This is a genomic window from Streptosporangium minutum (assembly GCF_002149035.1).
Classification (GTDB): domain Bacteria; phylum Actinomycetota; class Actinomycetes; order Streptosporangiales; family Streptosporangiaceae; genus Streptosporangium; species Streptosporangium minutum.
In genome coordinates this window covers 1-18,531 of sequence record NZ_NGFP01000104.1, presented here as the reverse complement: position 1 = coordinate 18,531, position 18,531 = coordinate 1, and the positions used below count along the sequence as shown (strand labels likewise).

Below are 18,531 nucleotides of genomic sequence, written 5' to 3'. Positions count from 1 at the left end.
TGAGGGCCCCGTCGTGAGGGGTTCGTCTCCCACGGCGTACAACGCTTGATACCGTGTGTGGATTCCCACACATGGGGTGATCCAATCGCGCGTTCTTGACCCGGTCTGCGACAGAGCCCTTTCGGAGACGTTCTCAGACGCGGTCCGGCACCTCGTTTCCGGCGGCCCGGATGGCCTTGGGCAGGTTGACGGCGGCCAGCAGGACGAAACCGACCACGAAGAAGATCACCAGTGAGATGATGCCGAGGCGGTAGCTGTCGGTCAGCTGGAGCGCCAGGGCGAGGGTGAAGGAGCCGAGGAACGTCGAGCCCTTGTCGCTGATCTCGTACAGGCTGTAGTATTCCGCCTCCTTACCCGCCGGGATCACGTGCGAGTACAGCGAGCGCGACAGGGCCTGGGTGCCGCCCATCACGATCGCGATGGCGAAGCCGAGCGCGAAGAACGCCGGCGCCGAGCCCTTGGGCAGGAAGTAGGCCACTCCCACCACGGCCGTCCAGCCGACCAGCGCGCTCATCACGACGCGTTTGGCCCCGTAGGAGGCGGCCAGGCGGCCCAGCAGCAGGGCGCCGCCGAAGGCGACGAACTGCACCATCAGGATCGCCCCGATCTGCACGCTCTGGCCCAGTTCGAGCTCCTTGTCGGCGTAGGTGGCCGAGAAGGAGATGACGGTCTGCACGCCGTCGTTGTAGATCAGGTAGGCGACCAGGAAGCCCAGCGTCAGCGGGTAGCGGCGCAGCTCCACGATCGTACGGCCGAGCTGCCGGAAGGACCCGGCCACGGCCTGCCCGGCGCTCTCGGCACCCGAGGGGAGCGCGCGCCGGTTGCGCAGCCGCAGCAGCGGGATGATCGTGAACCCGGCCCACCACAGACCGGCCGAGGACAGGGCGATGCGCACGGCCTGGCCCTCGGTGACGCCGAAGGACTTGTGGCCGAGGAAGAGAACGAGGTTGACGGCAAGCAGCAGGCCGCCGCCGAGATAGCCGAAGCCCCACCCCCGGGCGGAGACCTTGTCGCGCTCGTCCGGCGTGGAGATCTCCGGCAGGAACGAGTTGTAGATGACGAACGCCGACGCGAACGCGGTGCTGGCTGTCACGAACAGCGCGCCGCCCAGCAGGTAGCGCCCGTCGGACAGGAACCAGAAGCACATCGTGGCCCCGGCGCCCAGGTAGGCGAACAGGCCCATGAGCTCCTTCTTCCGGCCGGTGTGGTCGGCCAGGGCTCCGGCGATGGGCATCAGGATGATCTGCAGGATGGCAGCGGTGCCCACCACGAAGGAGTAGTAGGCGCTGGGCCGCACGTCGAACCAGAGCACGTCCACATACGGGCGGCCCTGGGCGGCGGTCTCGGCGATCGTCGTCAGGTACGGGCCGAGGAAGACCGTGAGGACGGTGGTGGGGAAGGCGGAGTTCGCCCAGTCGTAGAAGTACCAGCCACGCTGTTCACGGCGGCGGGCCTGGGGGGAGTCCTCGACGACCTGTTCGGCGGTCATGGGCGATCCTCGGTTCACTGGGGGATTTCTCGGGGGGGTGCGGCTCACGCGGCGAGCCGGCCGGGGTGCCACTGGCCGCGCGCCTCCAGAACCTCGCGGAGGCCGGAGATGTTGTCGGTCATCACACCGTCCACGCCGAGGTCGAGCAGGCGCTCCATCACCCGGGGGTCGTTGACGGTCCACACGTGGATCTGCATGCCGAGGGCGTGTGCCGTACGGACCAGGGAGGCCGTGGTGACGCGCAGGCCGCGGAAGCCCAGCGGCACCTGCGCGCACGGCACCCCGGCGCGGGCCAGGCGGGTGAGCAGGCGGCCGTAGCCGGAGGTGGCGGCGGCGGCCCGCAGGGCCGCGACGCCGCGCGGCCCGAGCGAGGAGCAGACCTCACGGCCGATCGCGGCGCGGGCGCGGGTCAGCCGCTCGTCGGAGAAGGAGGTGAGGCAGATCCTGTCGTAGGAGTTGGTCCGCCTGACCGCCTCGGCCAGCGGCGCGATGGCCGAGGCCTCCTTGACGTCGATGTTGAAGCGCGCCTGCGGCCAGGAGCCCAGCAGGTCGTCCATGAGCGGGATCTCCTCCACGCCGCCGATCCGCGCCTCGCGCACCACGCGGTAGGGCAGGTCGGCGATCCGGCCGCGCCGGTCGGTCACCCGGTCGAGGGTGTGGTCGTGGAAGGCCAGCAGCACCCCGTCGGCGGTGGCGTGCGCATCGGTCTCCAGGTAGGTGTAGCCGAGCTCCACGGCGCGCGCGAACGCGGCATGGGTGTTCTCCCGGCCCTCGGCCGCCCCGCCCCGGTGGGCGAAGGCGAGCGGGCCGGGATGATCGAGGAAGGGGTAACGGCGCTGCACGTGCAGGAGTATGCCCGGTATGAGCGCGGCTCGTCATCGCGGGCGGGTGAACGTTTGGGTCACGGGAGCCCGCGCGGCGCTCATTCCCCGTCCGGGACCTCCTTTCCGGACCATTCCCGGCGGCGGGCCTCGGCCAGCGCTATCGCCGTCGCGACCGCGACGTTGAACGAGCCCACCCGGCCGACCTGCGGGATGTAGCAGACGCCGTCGGCGGCCTCCAGCAGCGCCGGTGAGCAGCCGTGGTCCTCGCTGCCCACGACCAGGCACACGTCGCCGCCGAGCTCCGCCGCGTGCAGCGGCGCCGCGTCTCCGGTCAGCTCCACCGCCACGACGGTGAACCCGTCCGCCTTGGCGGCCCGTACGGCCTCCACCGCGGGGACCGGCTCCTCCCAGGCCACCAGCCGGTCGGTGCCCAGGGCGGTCTTCTGCGCCTTGGGGTTGGTCGGGGGAGTGGCGTTGCCCGCCAGCCAGATCCGCTCCACCCCGAAGGCGGCGGCCGTGCGGAAGATGGAGCCGATGTTGAACGGACCGGTCACCGACTCCACGATCAGGGCGAGCCGGCCCTCGGTGTTCCGGCGCCAGGTGCGGTTGAGCCGCTTGACGTCGGTCGGCCGCAGCTGCCTGCGCGGGTTTGCAATCATCGTTCGTTCACCGTTTCTCGTCCGTTCCGCGGGAGGCCCGTGCCTCGCCCGCCGTTCTTCTGACTGACCCCGCCCGCCGGCCCGGGGTCACCGGCCCGGTTCGCCGGGCCGGGCCTGGACCTGGAGGATCCGGTAGGAGGACCGGGAGGCCGTGCGGGTCGTGGGCCAGCCCTGCTCGTTCAGCCAGCGCTGCAGGGAGTCGGATCCCAGGTGCTTCTGCACCACCAGATAGGCGACGCCGTCCGGGGTGAGCCGGGACAGCCAGCGGGTCAGCATCTCGTGCAGCGCGGCCTTGCCGATGCGGATCGCCGGGTTGGACCAGATGGTCCTGTAGCGGATCTCCGGAGGCACCTCGTCGACGTGTACTGACCTTACTTTGTCAAGGGCGGCGGCCCGTGCGTTCCTGGCGCACAGCTCGACCGAACGGCGGTTGACGTCGACCGCCCAGACCGTGGCCCCGGGGGCGCGCGAGGCCATCGTCAGCGCGATCGGCCCGTATCCGCAGCCCAGGTCCAGCAGGTCGCCATCGGGCGGGGGAGGGGGCACCGTCTCCAGCAGGATCCGGGTGCCCTGGTCGACCCGCTCGGGGGAGAAGACCCCGCTGTCGGTCTCCAGTCTCAGGTGAAGGTCGGGGAGCACGAGCGTGACCGAGCCGGGACGGCTGGCGGTCTCGGGACGCTCCTCGAAGTAATGTGCCACGTCGTAGAACGTTACCAATGGGCGGGACCGGCTCAGGGCAGCCGCGACCCCAGCAGGAGGCCAGCCACGGCGACCAGCAGGCCGGTCAGGAGTGCCGCCACCACGAACCACTGGCTGATCTCCTGGTGGACCGTCCGGTAGCCGAGCGAGGTGCCGATCTGCTCGTAGACCTCCCGGAGCTGGCTGCCCGACTCCGCCTCGTAGGCGCGGCCCGAGGTGCCCTCCGACAGGGTCTGCAGGGTGGCCTTGTTCACCGGTACGTTCACGTCGCGGCCGTCGATCGAGACGGTGCCCTCCTGGGTGCCGTAGGCGATCGTGGAGATCGGCACGCGCGCGTTCATCGCCGCGTCGACGGCCTCCGCGACCGACCGGCCGGAGGTGTTGTCCCCGTCGGACAGCAGCACGATCGCGGCGGGCGGCGGATCGGTGACCGCCTGCTGGTCGAAGGAGCGGACGGCGTCGAGGGAGTTGAACACCGCCTCGCCGATGGCGGTGCCCGCCCGGGTGGTCAGGTTGCCCAGCGAGGCGGACACCGCCTGGTGGTCGGTGGTCGGGGAGACCACGACCGAGGCGGAGCGGGCGAAGGCGACCACGCCGACGTTGAAGCGTTCCGGCAGGTCCTCGACGAACTTCTGGGCGGCCTCCTTGGCGGCCGTGATCCGGTTGGGCTGGACGTCGGCGGCCTCCATCGACAGCGAGATGTCCAGCGCGATGATGATGGTCGCGCGGTCACGGGGGACCCGGACCGAGTCGGCCGGCCGGGCCGCGCCGATGATCAGCAGGCCCATCATCAGCAGGAACAGGGCCGGGGCCACGTGCCGGCGCCAGCCGGGCCCCGAGGGGGCCACCAACGCCAGCAGCGGCAGGTTGGTGAAGCGCACCGCGTAGCGCCGCCGGGCGAACTGGGCCGCCACATAGCCCGCCACGACCAGGGCGAGCGCGGCGAACAGCCACAGCAGGGCCGGAGAGAGGAAGGTCACCGCGTCACTCCTGAGGTCGGGTGCCGGTGCGTCAGGTGTGCCATGCGCCGCTGCCGCAGCACGAACTGGGCGATGTCGAGGATCCAGTCGCGGTCGGTGCGCAGCACCAGGTGCGCCACCCCGCACCGGCGCATCGCCATGGCGGTCGTGGCCCGCTGCGCCGCGGCCGCCTCGGCGTAGGCCGCGCGCACCTTGGCGGTGAGCTGGATCCGGCGGCTCCGCCCGGTCTCCGGATCGGTCAGGTTGATCAGCCCCACCGGCGGCAGCTCCAGCTCGCGCGGGTCGATCACCTCGATGGCCAGCACCTGGTGCCGGGCGGCCAGGCGGCGGATCGGCCGCTCCCAGGGCAGCTCCAGGGCGGGGTCGAGGTTGGGCTCGGCGTCCAGGAAGTCGGAGACGACCACGCGCAGGCCCCGCCGCCGCCGTGCCGAGGCGAGCACCCCGATCGCCTCGGCCAGGTCGGGGGCACCGGCGACGGGACGGCCCCGCGGGGCCTCCATCAGGGAGTGCAGCAGGCCGTACAGGGCCGGGCGGCCGCCCCTGGCGGGCATCCGGTGGACGTACTCGTCGTGCAGCACGTATGCGCCGAAGCGGTTGCCGATCCGGCCGGTCAGGAAGCCGACCGCGCCCAGCGCGGCCACCACCAGGTCCCGTTTCTCCATCCCGGCGGTGCCGAAGTCCATGCTGGGCGACAGGTCGGCCAGCGCCCAGGTCTCCAGCTCCCGGTCGGCGATCAGGTCCCGCACGTGCGGGACGGTCGTGCGGGCGGTCACCGCCCAGTCCATCCGGCGGATGTCGTCCTCGCCGGGGACGTAGACCCGGCTGTCGCCGAACTCGCTGCCGGGGCCGGGTAGAAGCCCCTGGTAGGAGCCGTGCAGCAGCCCGTCCAGCCGGCGGACGACGGTCAGCTCCAGCCGGCGCAGCGCCTGCTCGGCCGTGGCCACCGGCAGGCCTCCGCGGCCGGTCGCCGAGCGGTCCGCTCCCACGCCGCCGGGGGCGGCACGGCGGCTCATCGGGAGCCCTGGTTCCACACCACCAGGGGCGGCGGCACGACGGCCAGGATCTGCCTGACCACGTCCTCGGGGTCGACCCCGTCGGCCAGCGCGTCGAAGGTGAGCATCAGCCGGTGGGACATCACGTCCACGGCCACGTCGCGGATGTCGTCGGGGAGCAGGTAGTCGCGGCCCCGCAGCAGGGCCAGCCCGCGTCCGGCGGCGACCAGGCCGAGCGTGGCGCGGGGGCTGACCCCGATCTCGATGTTCTCCTCCAGCTCGGTCATGCCGTACTCGCCGGGGGAGCGGGTGGCCATCACCAGCCGGACCACGTAGTCGGCGACGAGCTGGTGGACCGATACCTGGTCGGCCATGGCCTGCAGCGCGATCAGCCGCGCGGGGTCGAGCACCGCCCTGGGGGTGGGAGGGGCCACGCTCATCCGGTGCAGGATCTCCAGCTCCTCGTGGGCGCTGGGATGGGTGACGCGGATCTTGAAGAGGAACCGGTCGCGCTGGACCTCCGGGAGCGGGTAGACGCCCTCGGACTCGATCGGGTTCTGGGTGGCCAGCACGATGAACGGCCTGGGCAGCGGATGGGTCTTCCCTGCCAGGGAGACCTGCCGCTCGGCCATGACCTCCAGCAGCGCGGACTGCACCTTGGCCGGGGCGCGGTTGATCTCGTCGGCGAGCAGGAAGTTGACGAACACCGGGCCGAGTTCGACGTCGAACGCCTCGCGGGAGGGATGGTAGACCCGGGTCCCCACGATGTCGCTGGGGACCAGGTCGGGGGTGAACTGGATGCGGGCGAAGGCGCCACCCACCACGGTGGCCAGCGTGGAGGCGGCGAGGGTCTTGGCGACGCCCGGCACGCCCTCAAGCAGGCAGTGGCCCCGGGCGAGGAGCGCCACGAGCAGCCGTTCCACCATGTGCTCCTGGCCCACGATGACCCGCCGGACCTCGGCCAGGGCCTCGCGCAGCAGTCCGGTGTCGGTCTCGCTCGGCAGTTCTTCGGCGACGGTCATGTTGATATTCCACCAAACGAAATGCGGGGCCGCACAACCGGCCGACTGCGTATTTCCCGTTAGTACCCAAACGCGTTTCGTGTCAGCACCCACACGGGCGTTGCCCGGTCGTCGTCGTGTGCTTTCATGGCAGGCGTGGCCAGTCCGCTCCAGTACGGTGACCCGCCCCATCTGGGGCCCTTCGTTCTCCAGGCCCGCCTGCGGGTGGGGCCGGCGGGGCTGGTCTACCTCGGACAGGGCTCCGACGGCCGGGCGGTTTCGGTCGCGGTGCTGACCAGGGGCGCCGCGCTCGATCCGGCGGCCCGCGACCGGTTCGTCACCGGGATCCGGGAGGCGACGGCCAGCCGTTCGGGTGTGCGGGGCTGGATGGCCAGGGCGACGCGCGGCCGCACCGCGGTGGCCGAGGCGGCCCCCCAGGTGCTGGCCATGGACGGTGGGAGCGCGCCGTGGGTGGCCACCCCGTACGAGCCGGATCGGGCGGGGGCCGAACGCTTCCTGGAGCCGGTGCTGGTGCGCGGCACGCTCATCGGCGAGCAGCACGGCCCGGACTTCGCGCCGCACTGGATCAGTGACCGCTCGCCCGCGCTGCCCGCCCCGCCCAAGGGGGCGCCGCCGCCCGTCGAGACCCGCCGATCGGTGATCATCGCCGGGGTCGTGCTGACCGTGCTGCTGGTGATGCTGGCCGTGATGGCCTGGCTGCTGCTCGGCCGCGACGAGGAGGTCCAGCCGCCGCCCAAGCCGCCGCCGCCGACGATGTTCGTGCCGACCCCGCCCCCGGTCCCGGCGTCGCCGGAGCCCGGGCAGCCCACCACGTCGCCGTCTCCCGCGCGGAGCGGCACGGGGACTCCGGGGCCGAGGCCGGGTGATGAGGACGAGGGCTCGCCCATCTAGGGCGTGTATCGAATACAGCCGGGGGCCGCTCGTGCCGTGCAACCACACCTCGACCGCCGATGTACCACTGCTTCCCCAGTGAGTTCACCGGTCAGGCCCCCACCCCCTTCTGTCGGCCATGAGGTCAACCGGGACGCTGTCGACCACATGGCCGACGGCGCTGAAAGAGACGAGGACTACCGTCCGCGACCGCATCGCGGACTCGCTCGACCTGACCGAGCCCGTCCCGGACATCATTCGCGCAGCCCTACGCCGAGCGGTGGGTGCGCCGGGTCCCGGCCGGCAGCGGCGCGCACTCCGGCGCGGCGGCGTACTCGCTCAGGGCCGCGTCCAAAATGCGCACCCGCAGCCCGTGCGGCCGTCCCGCGCGCGGGACGGCCGACAGGACGGCCGGCTCAGCGTAGCTCGCCCGTGATGATCCACAGGTGGCCGAACGGGTCGCGGATGCGGCCCGAGCGCTTGCCGTAGGGCTGGTTCTCGATCGGCACAACCACCTCGGCGCCGTGGGCGATCATGCGTTCGCCGACCGTGTCCGGGTCGGCGACCTCGACCTCGAGGAGGACCGCGGATCCGCCGAGATCATCGGGTGACAGCCACCCCCACGATGAGACGGCCGGCGAGGCCCGGAAGGACGACCCGCCGATGCGGTGGTCAACGACGCTGGGCCGGCCATCGTCGCCCCGGGGAGCGCTGAACACCTGCTCAGCGCCAAGGGCGACCTGGTAGAACGCCGACGCACGGTCCGGGTCGGGCACGATGAGACGGGGAGAAAGATGGATATCAGGCGTCATGAACCCATCGTCGGGCCGGGCGGAGGCAGGGGTCTTGAAGATTTGGGAACGCCCCGTGCGTCCGCCGTCATCTGGGCGCATCCTCATGGCCTGGAGGCCTGCCGCGGGCCGGCGGACCCTGCGCGGCCAGACCTTCGGCGCGTAGCCACTCGGTCGGCGTGCACCCGGCCATGGCCCGCCATTCCCGGGTGAGGTGCGCCTGGTCGGCGAATCCCGACGCCGCGGCCACTGCCGCCAGGCTGACCGTCCCGGCACGGGCGGCGGCCACGAGCCCGCCACGTGCGGCCTCGAACCGAAGGAGCCGCTGGTACTGCTTCGGCGTCACCCCCAACCCGGTACGGACCGTACCGCTCACGTGACGCCGGGAGCACCCGAGAAGCCGAGCCGCCTCCTGCACGCGGGCGGTCCCGGACAGTGCCGCCAGCGTGGCCTGCAGCTCGTGGCCGCCGGTGTTCTCCTCGTGCCGGACCCGTCCGGCGATCAGGGCGCCTTCGACGAGGGCGCGGCGTTGCGGCCAGGACCGGCAGGCCGCCAGCTGCTCCGGCAGGTGCGCCATCGCCGGGGCCACCTCGGCGAGATCGGCGACGTGCCCGGTCAGCGCCGACGCCGGGATCCCCAGCAGCGCGCCGGCACCCAGCGGGCTGAGTGTCAACCACACGCCGCGCGTGCCGCCCTCCTGCCTCAGCTCGGCCGCGTCCAGGTGAAGCCCGGCGACGACGGCCCGGAACCGTTCCCGCGAGCCGGGCCGCCCGAGCCACGCGATCTCCAACGAGTCCGTCTCCGGGATCGTGATCGACATCGTGGACGAGGGCAGCCCGCGATGAACGCCGACCGGGCCCGGGCCGAGCTCGTAGGCGCTCAGTGTCGCCACGAACGGCGCCAGCGCCGCGGACCTCTGATGAGCGGGCACGATGGTCACCCCTTCACAGTAGGGCGATCCGGCGGCCAAGAAACTAGAACATCTGGACACGGTGGACACCCCGGAGGCGAACCAGGTGACGTACCGGGTCGGGCGGGTCGGCCCCGGACCGATCCCGGCCGCGGCAGGACCGGCGGGACACGCCTCAGCGGGGGGCGACGAAACCTGATTCGTAGGCGGTGATGACGGCCTGGGTGCGGTCGCGCGCCTCCAGCTTGGCCAGCACGTTGCCCACGTGGGTCTTCACCGTCTCCATGCTGATGACCAGCTCGCCGGCGATCTCCCCGTTGGACAGGCCGCGGGTCATCAGGCGCAGCACGTCGGCCTCGCGCGAGGTCAGCCGGTCGATGCCGGGGGCGGCCCGGACGGCCTCGCGCCGCGCGGCCAGTGCGCGGATGGCGGCGGGGAAGAGCAGGGAGTCGCCTGCGGCCACCGTCCGGATCGCCTGGACCAGCTCGGCGGGGCGGGTGCGTTTGAGCAGGAAGCCGCTCGCCCCGGCCCGGAGCGCCTCGTAGACGTAGTCGTCGTTCTCGAAGGTGGTGACCACCACGACCTTGGGTGGCTCGGGCAGCGAGGCCAGCCGGCGGGTGGCCTGGATGCCGTCCACGGCGGGCATCCGCACATCCATCAGCACCACGTCCGGCCGGTGCTCGCGCACCACCGGCACGACGGCCGCGCCGTCCGCGGCCTCGCCCACCACGGTGAGATCGGGCTCGGAGTCGATGATGATCCTCAGGCCCGCACGGATCAGGTCCTCGTCGTCGGCGATCACCACGCGCAGCGTCATGACCCATGACCCTACAGAGGCCTGTCACGGCCCGGGAAAGCGCCGGGGGAGCGCCACGGGAGACGGGAGAGGCCGGGCACGCCGTGACGGAGGCCCGCCGCGGACTCATCAGGCGGACCTTCCCGGGTAAGGGACGGGTATGACCGAACTCCGTCGCAGTGACCCCGCGGAACCCGGCATCCGGCGGCGGCGCCGGGGCCGTGGTTTCAGCTATCACCACCCCGGTGGGAGCCGGGTGCGCGACCGCCGCACCCTGGACAGGATCAGGGCCCTGGCGCTCCCTCCCGCCTGGACCGACGTCTGGATCTGCCGCTCCCCGGACGGGCACATCCAGGCTGTCGGCGTCGACGGGGCCGGGCGGCGCCAGTATCGCTACCACGACGTCTGGCGCGTGGAGCAGGACCTGGCGAAGTTCGAGCGGGTGCGGGAGATGGCCGAGCGGCTGCCGAAGTTCCGTGAGCGGGTCGCCGAGCACCTGGAGCAGCGGGGGCTGACGCGTGAGCGGGTGCTGGCGGCCGCGGCGAGGATGCTCGACATCGGCTTCTTCCGGGTGGGAGGGGAGGCCTACGAGTCGTTCGGGCTGGCCACGCTCCGGACGGAACACGTCACCTGTACGGCGGGCAGGGTCACCTGCTCCTATCCCGCCAAGGGTGGCAAACACCGGCAGGTGGAGATCACGGACACGGACGTGTGCAAGGTGATCACCTCCCTGCACGGGGCCGGGGACGGAGGGGAGCTGCTGCGTTACAAGGACGGGCCCCGGTGGGTGGACGTGCGCAGCGACGACATCAACGCCTACCTCCGTGAGGCGTTCGAGTCGGAGGTGTCGGCCAAGGACTTCAGGACCTGGCACGCGACGGTGCTGGCCGCCGTGGGCCTGGCGGTCTCCTCCCGCGCCCGGTCCAGGACCGGCAGGCGGCGGGCGGTCAGCCGGGTGATCAACGAGGTGGCCGGCTACCTGGGCAACACGCCCGCCGTCGCCCGCGCCTCCTACGTGGATCCCCGCGTCATCGAGGCCTACGAGAAGGGCCGGACGATCGCGCGGGCGCTGACCGAGCTCGGCGCCGACGCGGGGTTCGGGCAGCTGGCCACGCACGGCGGCGTGGAACGGGCGGTCGTCGCCCTGCTGAAACGCTCTCCCTGAGCTGTCCCGGGGCGTCCCGGGGCGTCCCCGCCCGGCCGCCGGTAGTGCCGGGGGTGCGCCGTGAGCGGTGGCGGGGCGTCGTGACATGAATCGTGACCGCGCGGGCATGGGCCTGGGAGAGACGAGAGAGGTGATCTGAAGATGCCGGCACGACAAGAGCTCCCGTCGACCCTGCAGCGCTCCTCCGAGAAGGCGCGGGACACCTGGATCAAGGCCCACGACTCCGCGGTGCAGACCTATGGCGAGGGGCAGCGGGCCCATCGCACGGCCTTCGCCGCGCTGAAGCACTCCTTCGAGAAGGTCGGCGACCACTGGGAGCCGAAGGCCGAGAAGGGGCCCTCCGACGCCCAGGCGGCCAGGAGCACCCCGAAGCCGGGCAAGACGGCCGAGGGGGTCGACGCCAACGCGTCCAAGCAGCACCTGTACGACGTGGCCAGGCGGCTGGGCGTGGAAGGGCGGTCCACGATGACCAAGGACCAGCTCGTCGAGGCCATCAAGAAGGCCAACCGGAGGGCCACGGCCAGGTCCCGCTGACCCGTGGAGTCCCGCTGACCCGTGGCCCGTCAGGTCCCGCTGACCCGTGGTAGTCCGGCTGGCCTGTCAGTCCCGCTGGCCTGTGGCCCGTCAGGTCCCGCTGACCCGCCGCCCGTCCGGGCGCGGGCAGGCGGCCGTTCAAGCGACCTTCCCTCTTGCGGAGATTCTTTTCTTTTAGTGCTATAAGCCGCCTTTTGCCGGATATGGAACCCCCGTGTGCCGACAAGATTCGGTACGCCGGAAATGATCGCCGCAAGGAGGGAAGCGTCATCATGACGGACGTGTCGAGCAAGGGACAGCAGCCGGGCGACGAGCGGCCGGTGCTGACCAATCGGCAGGGACACCAGGTCTACGACAACCAGAACCAGCGCACGGTCGGCGCACGAGGCCCCGCCACGCTGGAGAACTACCAGTTCCTGGAGAAGATCAGCCACTTCGACCGTGAGCGGATCCCCGAGCGGGTGGTGCACGCCCGCGGGGCGACGTCCTACGGATATTTCGAGGCCTACGGCAAGCTGGGCGACGAGCCGATCGCCCGCTACACCAGGGCGAAGCTGTTCCAGGAGGCGGGCAAGCGGACCGACCTGGCCGTGCGCTTCTCGACCGTGATCGGTGGCAGGGACTCCTCCGAGGCGGCGCGCGACCCTCGCGGGTTCGCGGTGAAGTTCTACACCGAGGACGGCAACTGGGACCTCGTCGGCAACAACCTGGCCGTCTTCTTCATCAGGGACGCCATCAAGTTCCCCGACGTGATCCACGCGCTCAAGCCCGATCCGGTGACCTTCCGGCAGGAGCCCAACCGGATCTTCGACTTCATGTCGCAGACGCCGGAGAGCATGCACATGCTGGTCAACCTGTTCAGCCCGCGTGGCATCCCCGCCGACTACCGCCATATGCAGGGATTCGGCGTCAACACCTACAAGTGGGTGAACCAGGAGGGTGAGACGCACCTGGTGAAATACCACTGGATGCCCAAGCAGGGCGTGCGGAGCATGACCGCCGCCGACGCGGCCGCCGTACAGGGCCAGGAGCTGGGGCACGCCACCAAGGACCTGCGTGAGGCGATCGACCGCGGCGACTTCCCCGAGTGGGAGCTCCTGGTGCAGATCATGACCGACGAGGAGCACCCCGAGCTGGACTTCGACCCGCTGGACGACACCAAGGTGTGGCCGGAGAACGAGTTCCCCGCGCTGCCGGTCGGCCGCATGGTCCTGGACCGGAACGTGGCCAACAACTTCGCCGAGAACGAGCAGATCTCCTTCGGCACCGGCGTCCTGGTCGACGGGCTCGACTTCTCCGACGACAAGATGCTGGTGGGCCGGACGTTCTCCTACAGCGACACCCAGCGTCACCGGGTGGGGCCCAACTACCTGCAGCTCCCGGTCAACCAGGCCAAGCACGCCGAGGTGCGCACCAACCAGCGCGACGGCCAGATGACCTACATCGTCGACGACCAGGGGGAGAGCCCGCACATCAACTACGAGCCGTCCCTGCTCGGAGGGCTGCGCGAGGGGCACTACCCCACCCACGACGAGCAGGGGCCGGTCGTCTCCGGGCGCCTGACCCGCAAGCGCATCCCGAGGACCAACGACTACACCCAGGCCGGCCAGCGCTACCTGCTGCTGGAGCAGTGGGAGCGCGACGACCTCGTGCTCAACCTCGTCACCCTCCTGTCCCAGGCCGAGCGTCCCGTCCAGGAGCGCATGGTCTGGCACTTCCTGATGGCCGAGGACGAGCTCGGGCTGCGTGTCGGGGAGGGGCTCGGGATCGGTCCCGAGGACGTCGCCCACCTCGAACCGCTGGCGAGCCAGGAGCTGAGCGCGGAGGAGCGTGAGCGGCTGTCCAAACTGGGGAAGAACGGGCCGCGCGACGTGAGCGACCTGAAGATGACCCACTGCGTCCCCAACGAACGGGCGCAGCCAGCCGCGTGACGGCTGATCGCCGTCCAGGAGGTTCCCGGGGGCGCGGCGAAGGCGCCGCGCCCCCGTCGGCAGGATGATCGTTTGCTCCGCAGACTCAGGGGTAATGGTCTGCGATGTCTGAGATATCCGATCTTCAGCGCCTTGTGCCTGCCCAGCAGGATCTCCGGGTCCGCTGGCGGCTGTCGGCGGGGGAGTTCCTGTTCACGCCGTTGCTCATGGTGCTCGGATTCGTGGGGCTGGCGGTGGGCGCCGTCTTCGCCGACGCCTCCTCCTCGGAGTGGCCCGCCGCAGTCAGGACGGTCTTCCTGCGGCTGTTCCCGCACGACAACCTGATCAAGATGCTGAGTGTGATCGCCACGGGCCTGGTGACGGTGACCACCCTCACCCTGTCGGCGCTGCTGGTGGCGATCTCCCACACCGCGACGTCGGTCGCGCCCGTGGTGTTCGACCAGTTCCTGCGGCGCAGGGCCAACCAGGCGTACTTCGGATATGTCGCCGGCTGTGCCACCTACACCTATCTCGTGATGGCCGTCTCGCGGCCCGAGTGGGCCGGGGTGGGGGCGCTCCTGGCGGTGGTGCTGGCCGCCGGAGCGCTCGTCCTGCTGGTGTTCATGGGCTATCTCATGATCGACCAGATGCGCCCCACCTCCGTGGTCCGCTCGATCCAGGAACTGGCCTACCGGGCCCGGATGCGCCAGATGCCCCTGCTGGCCCGTTCCCGCACGAGGGCGCTGCTCGACGGGGACTCGACCTCGGTGACCACCCGCGCCACGGGATACGTGATCGACATCAGTGCGGCCCGCCTGGAGTCGCTGCTGGCCGGTACGGGGGACAGGGTCGAGGTCGCCTTCCAGGTGCGGATCGGCGACCTGCTCGCCTACGGCGACACCGTCGCACGGATCCGCGGCGGGAGTCCCGAGGAGCGCGGCCGGATCGCCGGAAAGGTCCTCACCTGCGTCATGATCGACCGGGCCCGCAACGCCGACGTCGACCCCGACCACGCCATCGAGCAGCTCGGCAACGTCGCCTGGGCGGCCACCTCCACCCGGCAGAACCCCGACGTGGCGCTGGCCGCGGTCGGCGCCCTGCGCGACCTGTCCGCCCGCTGGGCCGCCGCGGGCGTGCCCGACTCCACGGTGTACGGCAGGCCGCTGCCGGTGGTCTACGACGACGCCGTGCAGCGGCGCATCGTGGCCGCGCTGATCGACCTGGTGGTCGTCAGCGCCTCCTCACGGCAGCACCAGACGTGCGCCGTGGCCCTGTCGACGCTGGCGGACATCCTGCCCCAGCTGCCGGAGCGCGACAGGGACGTCGCGGTGAAGAGCCTGCGGCGGGCGCTGCCCGCGACGCTCTCCCACGTGGCGAGCGTGGAGATGGGGCGTGGCCTGGCCAAGCTGCGCGCCGCGCTCGACGCGATCGGCCACGAGGACATGGCCGACCAGGTCCGTGACATGGGGCCCCGGCTGGTCAGGGAGAGCGGGCTGAGTGAGGAGGAGGACCTGATCGACCATCTCGACGAGACCGAGATCACCGGCCCGCGGTCCTTCCGTTTTCGCTGACGCCGGGAGCACCGTGAAAACCGAGGTCAAAGCCCTGTGATTTTTCATCCGAAAAGGTATGAATAGGTTTTCTGCGGGCACCCGATCCAGAAGTTGAGCCGCCCACCGTCAGCTTCTCCACGTTCATTGGATCCCGCCTATGTCTGTACAAGGCACCGTCATACCCATCATTCACTGGTCCCGCCGCTCCTCCTGCCTCACCGAGGATCCCGAGCTCTTCTTCCCCGTGTCCTCCGAGGGGCCCGGACGACAACAGTACGAGCAGGCCAAAGCCGTCTGCCGCCGCTGCCCCGTACGGCTGCGCTGCCTGGACTACGCCCTGAACACCCACCAGATGTACGGCGTGTGGGGCGGCACCACCCCCGACGAGCGCAGAGCCGCCATGGCGGAGACCAGGCGCAGGGCGCGGTGATCGCCGGGCGGGGGGCGGCGGACACCGATCATCCGGAAGTCCGCTCCGCTTCCGAACCGTCGAGGAGGACGGCGAGCCGTTCCGCGTTGCGCTGCGAGTTGTCCTCGCAGCAGTTGTTCAGGAGCACGTGGGTCGTCGAGGCCTGCCCGGCGAGTTCGCGGATCCGGGCCGCCCACCGCCTGAGCTCGGCCTCCGAGTACAGATAGGCGAAGCGTTCCTCGATCTTCTTGCTGGTCCACTTGTCGGAGTGGCCGTGCAGGCGGACCACGGCGAGGTCGGAGGTCGCGGCCAGGACCGGCGGGATCGACGACGGGTGCCCCTGCGGCATGTCGACGCAGACGTAGGGGATGTCGTGCGAGGCGAGGAAGTCCAGGGTCTCGGCGCGGTTCTCCTCCTCCATCCAGGTGTGGTTGCGGAACTCGACGCAGATGCGCATGGGCCCGCAACGCCGCGCGCATTCGAGGATGTAGCGCCGGTTGCCCTGCCCGATCGGGAACCACGGCGGGAACTGGAAGAGCACCACCCCCAGCTTCCCCGCCTCGTGCAGCGGCCTGAGCGCGCTGAGGAACCGCTGCCAGACCTCCTCGGCGATCTCCGTACCGACGTCGCGCAGGTAGACCGTCCGCTTCGGCGTGCCGAGCCTGTCCCGCAGGTCCTTGTAGAGGGACTCCGGCCGGGTGGGGTGGTTGGTCAGCAGGGAGAAGGCCTTGATGTTGAAGACGAAGTCCTGCGGGGTGCGGTCACGCCAGGCTTCCACGGTGCGCTGCGCCGGCGGGTGGTAGTAGGTGGCGTCCACCTCGACGATCGGCAGCCGCGACGCGTAGTAGGCCAGGCGGGCGGCGGGAGTGGACACGTCGTCGGGATACCAGCCCGAGTCCAGCAGGGACCTGTCCGTCCACGAGGCCGTGCCGACGAGGATCCTTCTCGTCCCCGGCCGTTCCTCCGTGCTTCCGGCCGGCCGGGTGACTCCCTCCAGGGAGAGCTGTGTCGCCATGTCCGTCCCCTGCCCCGTCCCGACGCCTCCTCACCTGGGTGACGGGACGCCGGGAGTGACGGTGAGTGAGCGCGCCTCCGGCTCCTACGGCCGGCCTCCGACCCCGCTCGCCAGCTCGCCGGCCCGCGCGGGACCGCCGGCGCCGGGCGACAGGGGCGGGGTGTCCATGCCCGCGGAGGTGCGCAGGCCCTCCAACAGCTCCTTCAGTGCGTCGACCGCCGTACGGCGCGGCTGCCAGCCGAGCTCGGTACGGGCGCGGGTGACATCCATGACCGGCATTCTGAGCACCAGGTCGACCAGGCCGGGCGCGGCGGGGGTCAGACGCATGTGCCAGGCCAGCGCGGCGACGCTCCTGAGCGCCCAGCCGGAGACGGGCACCAGCCGGGCGCCGAGCAGCTCGGCCAGCACGGACGGTTCGATCACTGGATCGGCGGCGATGTTGAAGGCGCCCGACACCGGCCGGGTGACCGCCAGGCGGTAGGCCTCGCCGACGTCCTCGGCGTGGACCGCCTGGAACTTGAGCCCGGGGGTGTCGGGGACGATGGGGATCAGGCTCGGCCGTACCAGCCGCTGGGGCACGAACGGCCCCCCGAACAGCCGGCGCTGCTCGGTCGCCGCCTCCCGTTTGAAGATGAAGCCCGGCCGTAGCCGCACGACCCGGGTGCCGGGGTGGTCCCGCTCGAACACGTCGAGCACGCGTTCCACGTACGCCTTCTCCCGGCCGTAGGCGGTCCCCGGCCAGCCGTGGGTGGGCCAGTCCTCGGTGACGGGCCGGTCCTTCGGGCCGGGGGAGTAGGCGCCCACCGACGAGGCGTGGACCACCACGGGGACGCCGTGCCGCGCGGCGGCCTCGAAGACCCGTGTGCTGCCCAGGACGTTGGTCCGCCAGGTCGTGACCGGATCGCGCGTGGGCTGGAACAGCCACGACAGATGCACCACCGCGTCGGCGCCGGCGAGATACGGCTCCAGGTCGCCGCTGCCGACGTCCACGGCGTGCCAGGTGGTCTTGTCCGGCCGCCAGTCCGGCAGCCGCCGGGCCAGGCCCACGACGGAGGTGACGTTCTGGTCGGACACGAGGGCGGACACCACGCTCGTGCCCACGTTCCCGGTCGCCCCGACGACTACTACGCGCATGTGTACCGCCTGCCCCCGGGGAGAGGGCCGAACCGCCGTCGGCCATGGCTTTGCCGTACGGTGCCGGAGATCTGCTGCTGCCCTGAGCTTTCGGGCGGTGCCCGGCGGCCTGCGCGGCAGGAGGAGAGGGCGGCGATGCGGACCCTCACGGGGCGGGCCTGCGCCGGATCGGCCCCGCCGTCCGCTCCGGCCGGCGGTCTCCGCCGGATGCTCGGACACCGGCCTCCGGGCGGCCGGCGGTGATCTCCATCCCGGCCTCCCCGGCCGGGACCGCACCGCCCGCACCGGATTTTCTCCCGGTGCGGATCACCGGGGTGAGCTGGCGGAAGACGGCGGCACGCGAGGGCGGGCCGTCGGGCGGCCGCATGGGCCGTGCGGAAGGGGGCAGGCTCCGGATGCCCGTTGGAAGATCGTCTCGGCGGATCCGTCGTGATCGTCATCCGCGGCGGGGCGGGTGGACGGTGAGTTCATGTCGCCTCAGGCCGGCGGGCGTTCAATCGGAACACCCCAGACGGGAGGACATGGTGATACCAATCAACCGTGACAAGCCCAACGGGCAGGAGCCGATCGGAGCGGGCGGGCCACGCCGGGGCGTTCAGCGGCCGCTGACCGTCGCCGCGGCCGTGGTGCTGCTGACGTCGGGTGGCATCGGGATGGCCGCGGCGTCGGCGGCGACGCCCGCGCCGCCGCCCGCGGAGACACCCACCCCGACGCAGACGGCCGGCGGGACGCCCACGGCGACCCCCACCGAGACCCCCACTGAGCCGCCGGCTGAGACC

19 protein-coding genes are annotated in these 18,531 nt (G+C 71.4%); 6 read left to right on the top strand and 13 right to left on the bottom strand.

What is annotated here, in order from left to right; all coding sequences use genetic code 11:
• Window positions 1-133: 133 nt before the first annotated feature.
• From CA984_RS22240 to CA984_RS22210, 7 genes are all read right to left on the bottom strand, one after another.
• Window positions 134-1,537 (bottom strand): MFS transporter, encoded by a 1,404-nt coding sequence (locus tag CA984_RS22240; RefSeq protein ID WP_341351724.1) that lies wholly within the window; start codon window positions 1,535-1,537, stop codon window positions 134-136.
• Window positions 1,534-2,331, bottom strand: a complete 798-nt coding sequence (locus CA984_RS22235; RefSeq protein ID WP_086575451.1) for a glycerophosphodiester phosphodiesterase family protein — start codon at window positions 2,329-2,331, stop codon at window positions 1,534-1,536. The genes CA984_RS22240 and CA984_RS22235 overlap by 4 nt, the downstream gene beginning before the upstream one ends.
• 80 nt (window positions 2,332-2,411) lie before the next feature.
• Window positions 2,412-2,972, bottom strand: a complete 561-nt coding sequence (locus CA984_RS22230) for an RNA methyltransferase (protein WP_086575449.1) — start codon at window positions 2,970-2,972, stop codon at window positions 2,412-2,414.
• 87 nt (window positions 2,973-3,059) lie between these two features.
• Complete coding sequence (locus CA984_RS22225; protein ID WP_086575485.1) at window positions 3,060-3,671, bottom strand: class I SAM-dependent methyltransferase; 612 nt, start codon at window positions 3,669-3,671, stop codon at window positions 3,060-3,062.
• A 32-nt stretch (window positions 3,672-3,703) separates the two neighbouring features.
• Window positions 3,704-4,651, bottom strand: coding sequence for a VWA domain-containing protein (locus CA984_RS22220; RefSeq protein ID WP_086575445.1), 948 nt, complete (start codon window positions 4,649-4,651; stop codon window positions 3,704-3,706).
• A complete protein-coding gene (locus tag CA984_RS22215) occupies window positions 4,648-5,664 on the bottom strand; it encodes a DUF58 domain-containing protein (protein WP_242676100.1) in 1,017 nt (338 codons plus the stop codon). The genes CA984_RS22220 and CA984_RS22215 overlap by 4 nt, the downstream gene beginning before the upstream one ends.
• Complete coding sequence (locus CA984_RS22210; protein ID WP_108724610.1) at window positions 5,661-6,665, bottom strand: AAA family ATPase; 1,005 nt, start codon at window positions 6,663-6,665, stop codon at window positions 5,661-5,663. Before CA984_RS22210 ends, CA984_RS22215 begins: the two co-directional genes overlap by 4 nt.
• Before the next feature lie 126 nt (window positions 6,666-6,791).
• On the opposite strand from CA984_RS22210, the gene CA984_RS22205 reads away from it, so the two are divergent.
• Complete coding sequence (locus tag CA984_RS22205) at window positions 6,792-7,556, top strand: hypothetical protein (RefSeq protein WP_086575442.1); 765 nt, start codon at window positions 6,792-6,794, stop codon at window positions 7,554-7,556.
• Between the two features lie 395 nt (window positions 7,557-7,951).
• Here CA984_RS22205 and CA984_RS22200 read toward each other — a convergent pair whose 3' ends face one another.
• From CA984_RS22200 to CA984_RS22190, 3 genes are all read right to left on the bottom strand, one after another.
• Complete coding sequence (locus CA984_RS22200) at window positions 7,952-8,428, bottom strand: VOC family protein (protein WP_242676099.1); 477 nt, start codon at window positions 8,426-8,428, stop codon at window positions 7,952-7,954.
• The gene (locus CA984_RS22195) at window positions 8,415-9,266 is read right to left on the bottom strand and encodes a helix-turn-helix domain-containing protein (RefSeq protein WP_242676098.1); all 852 of its coding nucleotides are present in this window, start codon (window positions 9,264-9,266) and stop codon (window positions 8,415-8,417) included. Before CA984_RS22195 ends, CA984_RS22200 begins: the two co-directional genes overlap by 14 nt.
• 145 nt (window positions 9,267-9,411) lie before the next feature.
• Window positions 9,412-10,053 carry a response regulator transcription factor gene (locus CA984_RS22190; protein WP_086575436.1) on the bottom strand — a complete coding sequence of 214 codons (642 nt, stop codon included), beginning with the start codon at window positions 10,051-10,053 and terminating at the stop codon, window positions 9,412-9,414.
• 139 nt (window positions 10,054-10,192) lie between these two features.
• On the opposite strand from CA984_RS22190, the gene CA984_RS22185 reads away from it, so the two are divergent.
• The 5 genes from CA984_RS22185 to CA984_RS22165 all read left to right on the top strand — a co-directional run bounded on the left by CA984_RS22185 (window position 10,193) and on the right by CA984_RS22165 (window position 15,624).
• Window positions 10,193-11,197 (top strand): DNA topoisomerase IB, encoded by a 1,005-nt coding sequence (locus tag CA984_RS22185; RefSeq protein WP_086575433.1) that lies wholly within the window; start codon window positions 10,193-10,195, stop codon window positions 11,195-11,197.
• Window positions 11,198-11,338: 141 nt separating this feature from the next.
• Window positions 11,339-11,731 (top strand): ChaB family protein, encoded by a 393-nt coding sequence (locus CA984_RS22180; RefSeq protein ID WP_086575430.1) that lies wholly within the window; start codon window positions 11,339-11,341, stop codon window positions 11,729-11,731.
• 272 nt (window positions 11,732-12,003) lie between these two features.
• Complete coding sequence (locus CA984_RS22175) at window positions 12,004-13,662, top strand: catalase (protein ID WP_086575427.1); 1,659 nt, start codon at window positions 12,004-12,006, stop codon at window positions 13,660-13,662.
• A gap of 134 nt (window positions 13,663-13,796) precedes the next feature.
• The gene (locus CA984_RS22170; RefSeq protein ID WP_165781362.1) at window positions 13,797-15,212 is read left to right on the top strand and encodes a DUF2254 family protein; all 1,416 of its coding nucleotides are present in this window, start codon (window positions 13,797-13,799) and stop codon (window positions 15,210-15,212) included.
• Between the two features lie 139 nt (window positions 15,213-15,351).
• Complete coding sequence (locus CA984_RS22165) at window positions 15,352-15,624, top strand: WhiB family transcriptional regulator (RefSeq protein WP_086575422.1); 273 nt, start codon at window positions 15,352-15,354, stop codon at window positions 15,622-15,624.
• A gap of 28 nt (window positions 15,625-15,652) precedes the next feature.
• On the opposite strand, the gene CA984_RS22160 is transcribed toward CA984_RS22165, so the two are convergent.
• The 3 genes from CA984_RS22160 to CA984_RS46370 all read right to left on the bottom strand — a co-directional run.
• Window positions 15,653-16,618, bottom strand: coding sequence for a DUF72 domain-containing protein (locus CA984_RS22160; RefSeq protein WP_207620981.1), 966 nt, complete (start codon window positions 16,616-16,618; stop codon window positions 15,653-15,655).
• Window positions 16,619-16,702: 84 nt separating this feature from the next.
• Window positions 16,703-17,752, bottom strand: a complete 1,050-nt coding sequence (locus CA984_RS22155; RefSeq protein ID WP_086575419.1) for an NAD-dependent epimerase/dehydratase family protein — start codon at window positions 17,750-17,752, stop codon at window positions 16,703-16,705.
• Window positions 17,753-18,347: 595 nt separating this feature from the next.
• Window positions 18,348-18,531 (bottom strand): hypothetical protein (locus CA984_RS46370; protein ID WP_207620980.1); only part of this gene is annotated, 184 nt, incomplete at its 5' end.

Coding starts and splice junctions, on each gene's coding strand:
- CA984_RS22230 (WP_086575449.1), bottom strand. CDS start 2,972: ATGATTGCAAACCCGCGCAGGCAGCTGCGGCCGACCGACGTCAAGCGG.
- CA984_RS22215 (WP_242676100.1), bottom strand. CDS start 5,664: ATGAGCCGCCGTGCCGCCCCCGGCGGCGTGGGAGCGGACCGCTCGGCG.
- CA984_RS22210 (WP_108724610.1), bottom strand. CDS start 6,665: ATGACCGTCGCCGAAGAACTGCCGAGCGAGACCGACACCGGACTGCTG.
- CA984_RS22205 (WP_086575442.1), top strand. CDS start 6,792: ATGGCAGGCGTGGCCAGTCCGCTCCAGTACGGTGACCCGCCCCATCTG.
- CA984_RS22200 (WP_242676099.1), bottom strand. CDS start 8,428: ATGCGCCCAGATGACGGCGGACGCACGGGGCGTTCCCAAATCTTCAAG.
- CA984_RS22190 (WP_086575436.1), bottom strand. CDS start 10,053: ATGACGCTGCGCGTGGTGATCGCCGACGACGAGGACCTGATCCGTGCG.
- CA984_RS22185 (WP_086575433.1), top strand. CDS start 10,193: ATGACCGAACTCCGTCGCAGTGACCCCGCGGAACCCGGCATCCGGCGG.
- CA984_RS22180 (WP_086575430.1), top strand. CDS start 11,339: ATGCCGGCACGACAAGAGCTCCCGTCGACCCTGCAGCGCTCCTCCGAG.
- CA984_RS22175 (WP_086575427.1), top strand. CDS start 12,004: ATGACGGACGTGTCGAGCAAGGGACAGCAGCCGGGCGACGAGCGGCCG.
- CA984_RS22165 (WP_086575422.1), top strand. CDS start 15,352: ATGTCTGTACAAGGCACCGTCATACCCATCATTCACTGGTCCCGCCGC.
- CA984_RS22160 (WP_207620981.1), bottom strand. CDS start 16,618: ATGGCGACACAGCTCTCCCTGGAGGGAGTCACCCGGCCGGCCGGAAGC.
- CA984_RS22155 (WP_086575419.1), bottom strand. CDS start 17,752: ATGCGCGTAGTAGTCGTCGGGGCGACCGGGAACGTGGGCACGAGCGTG.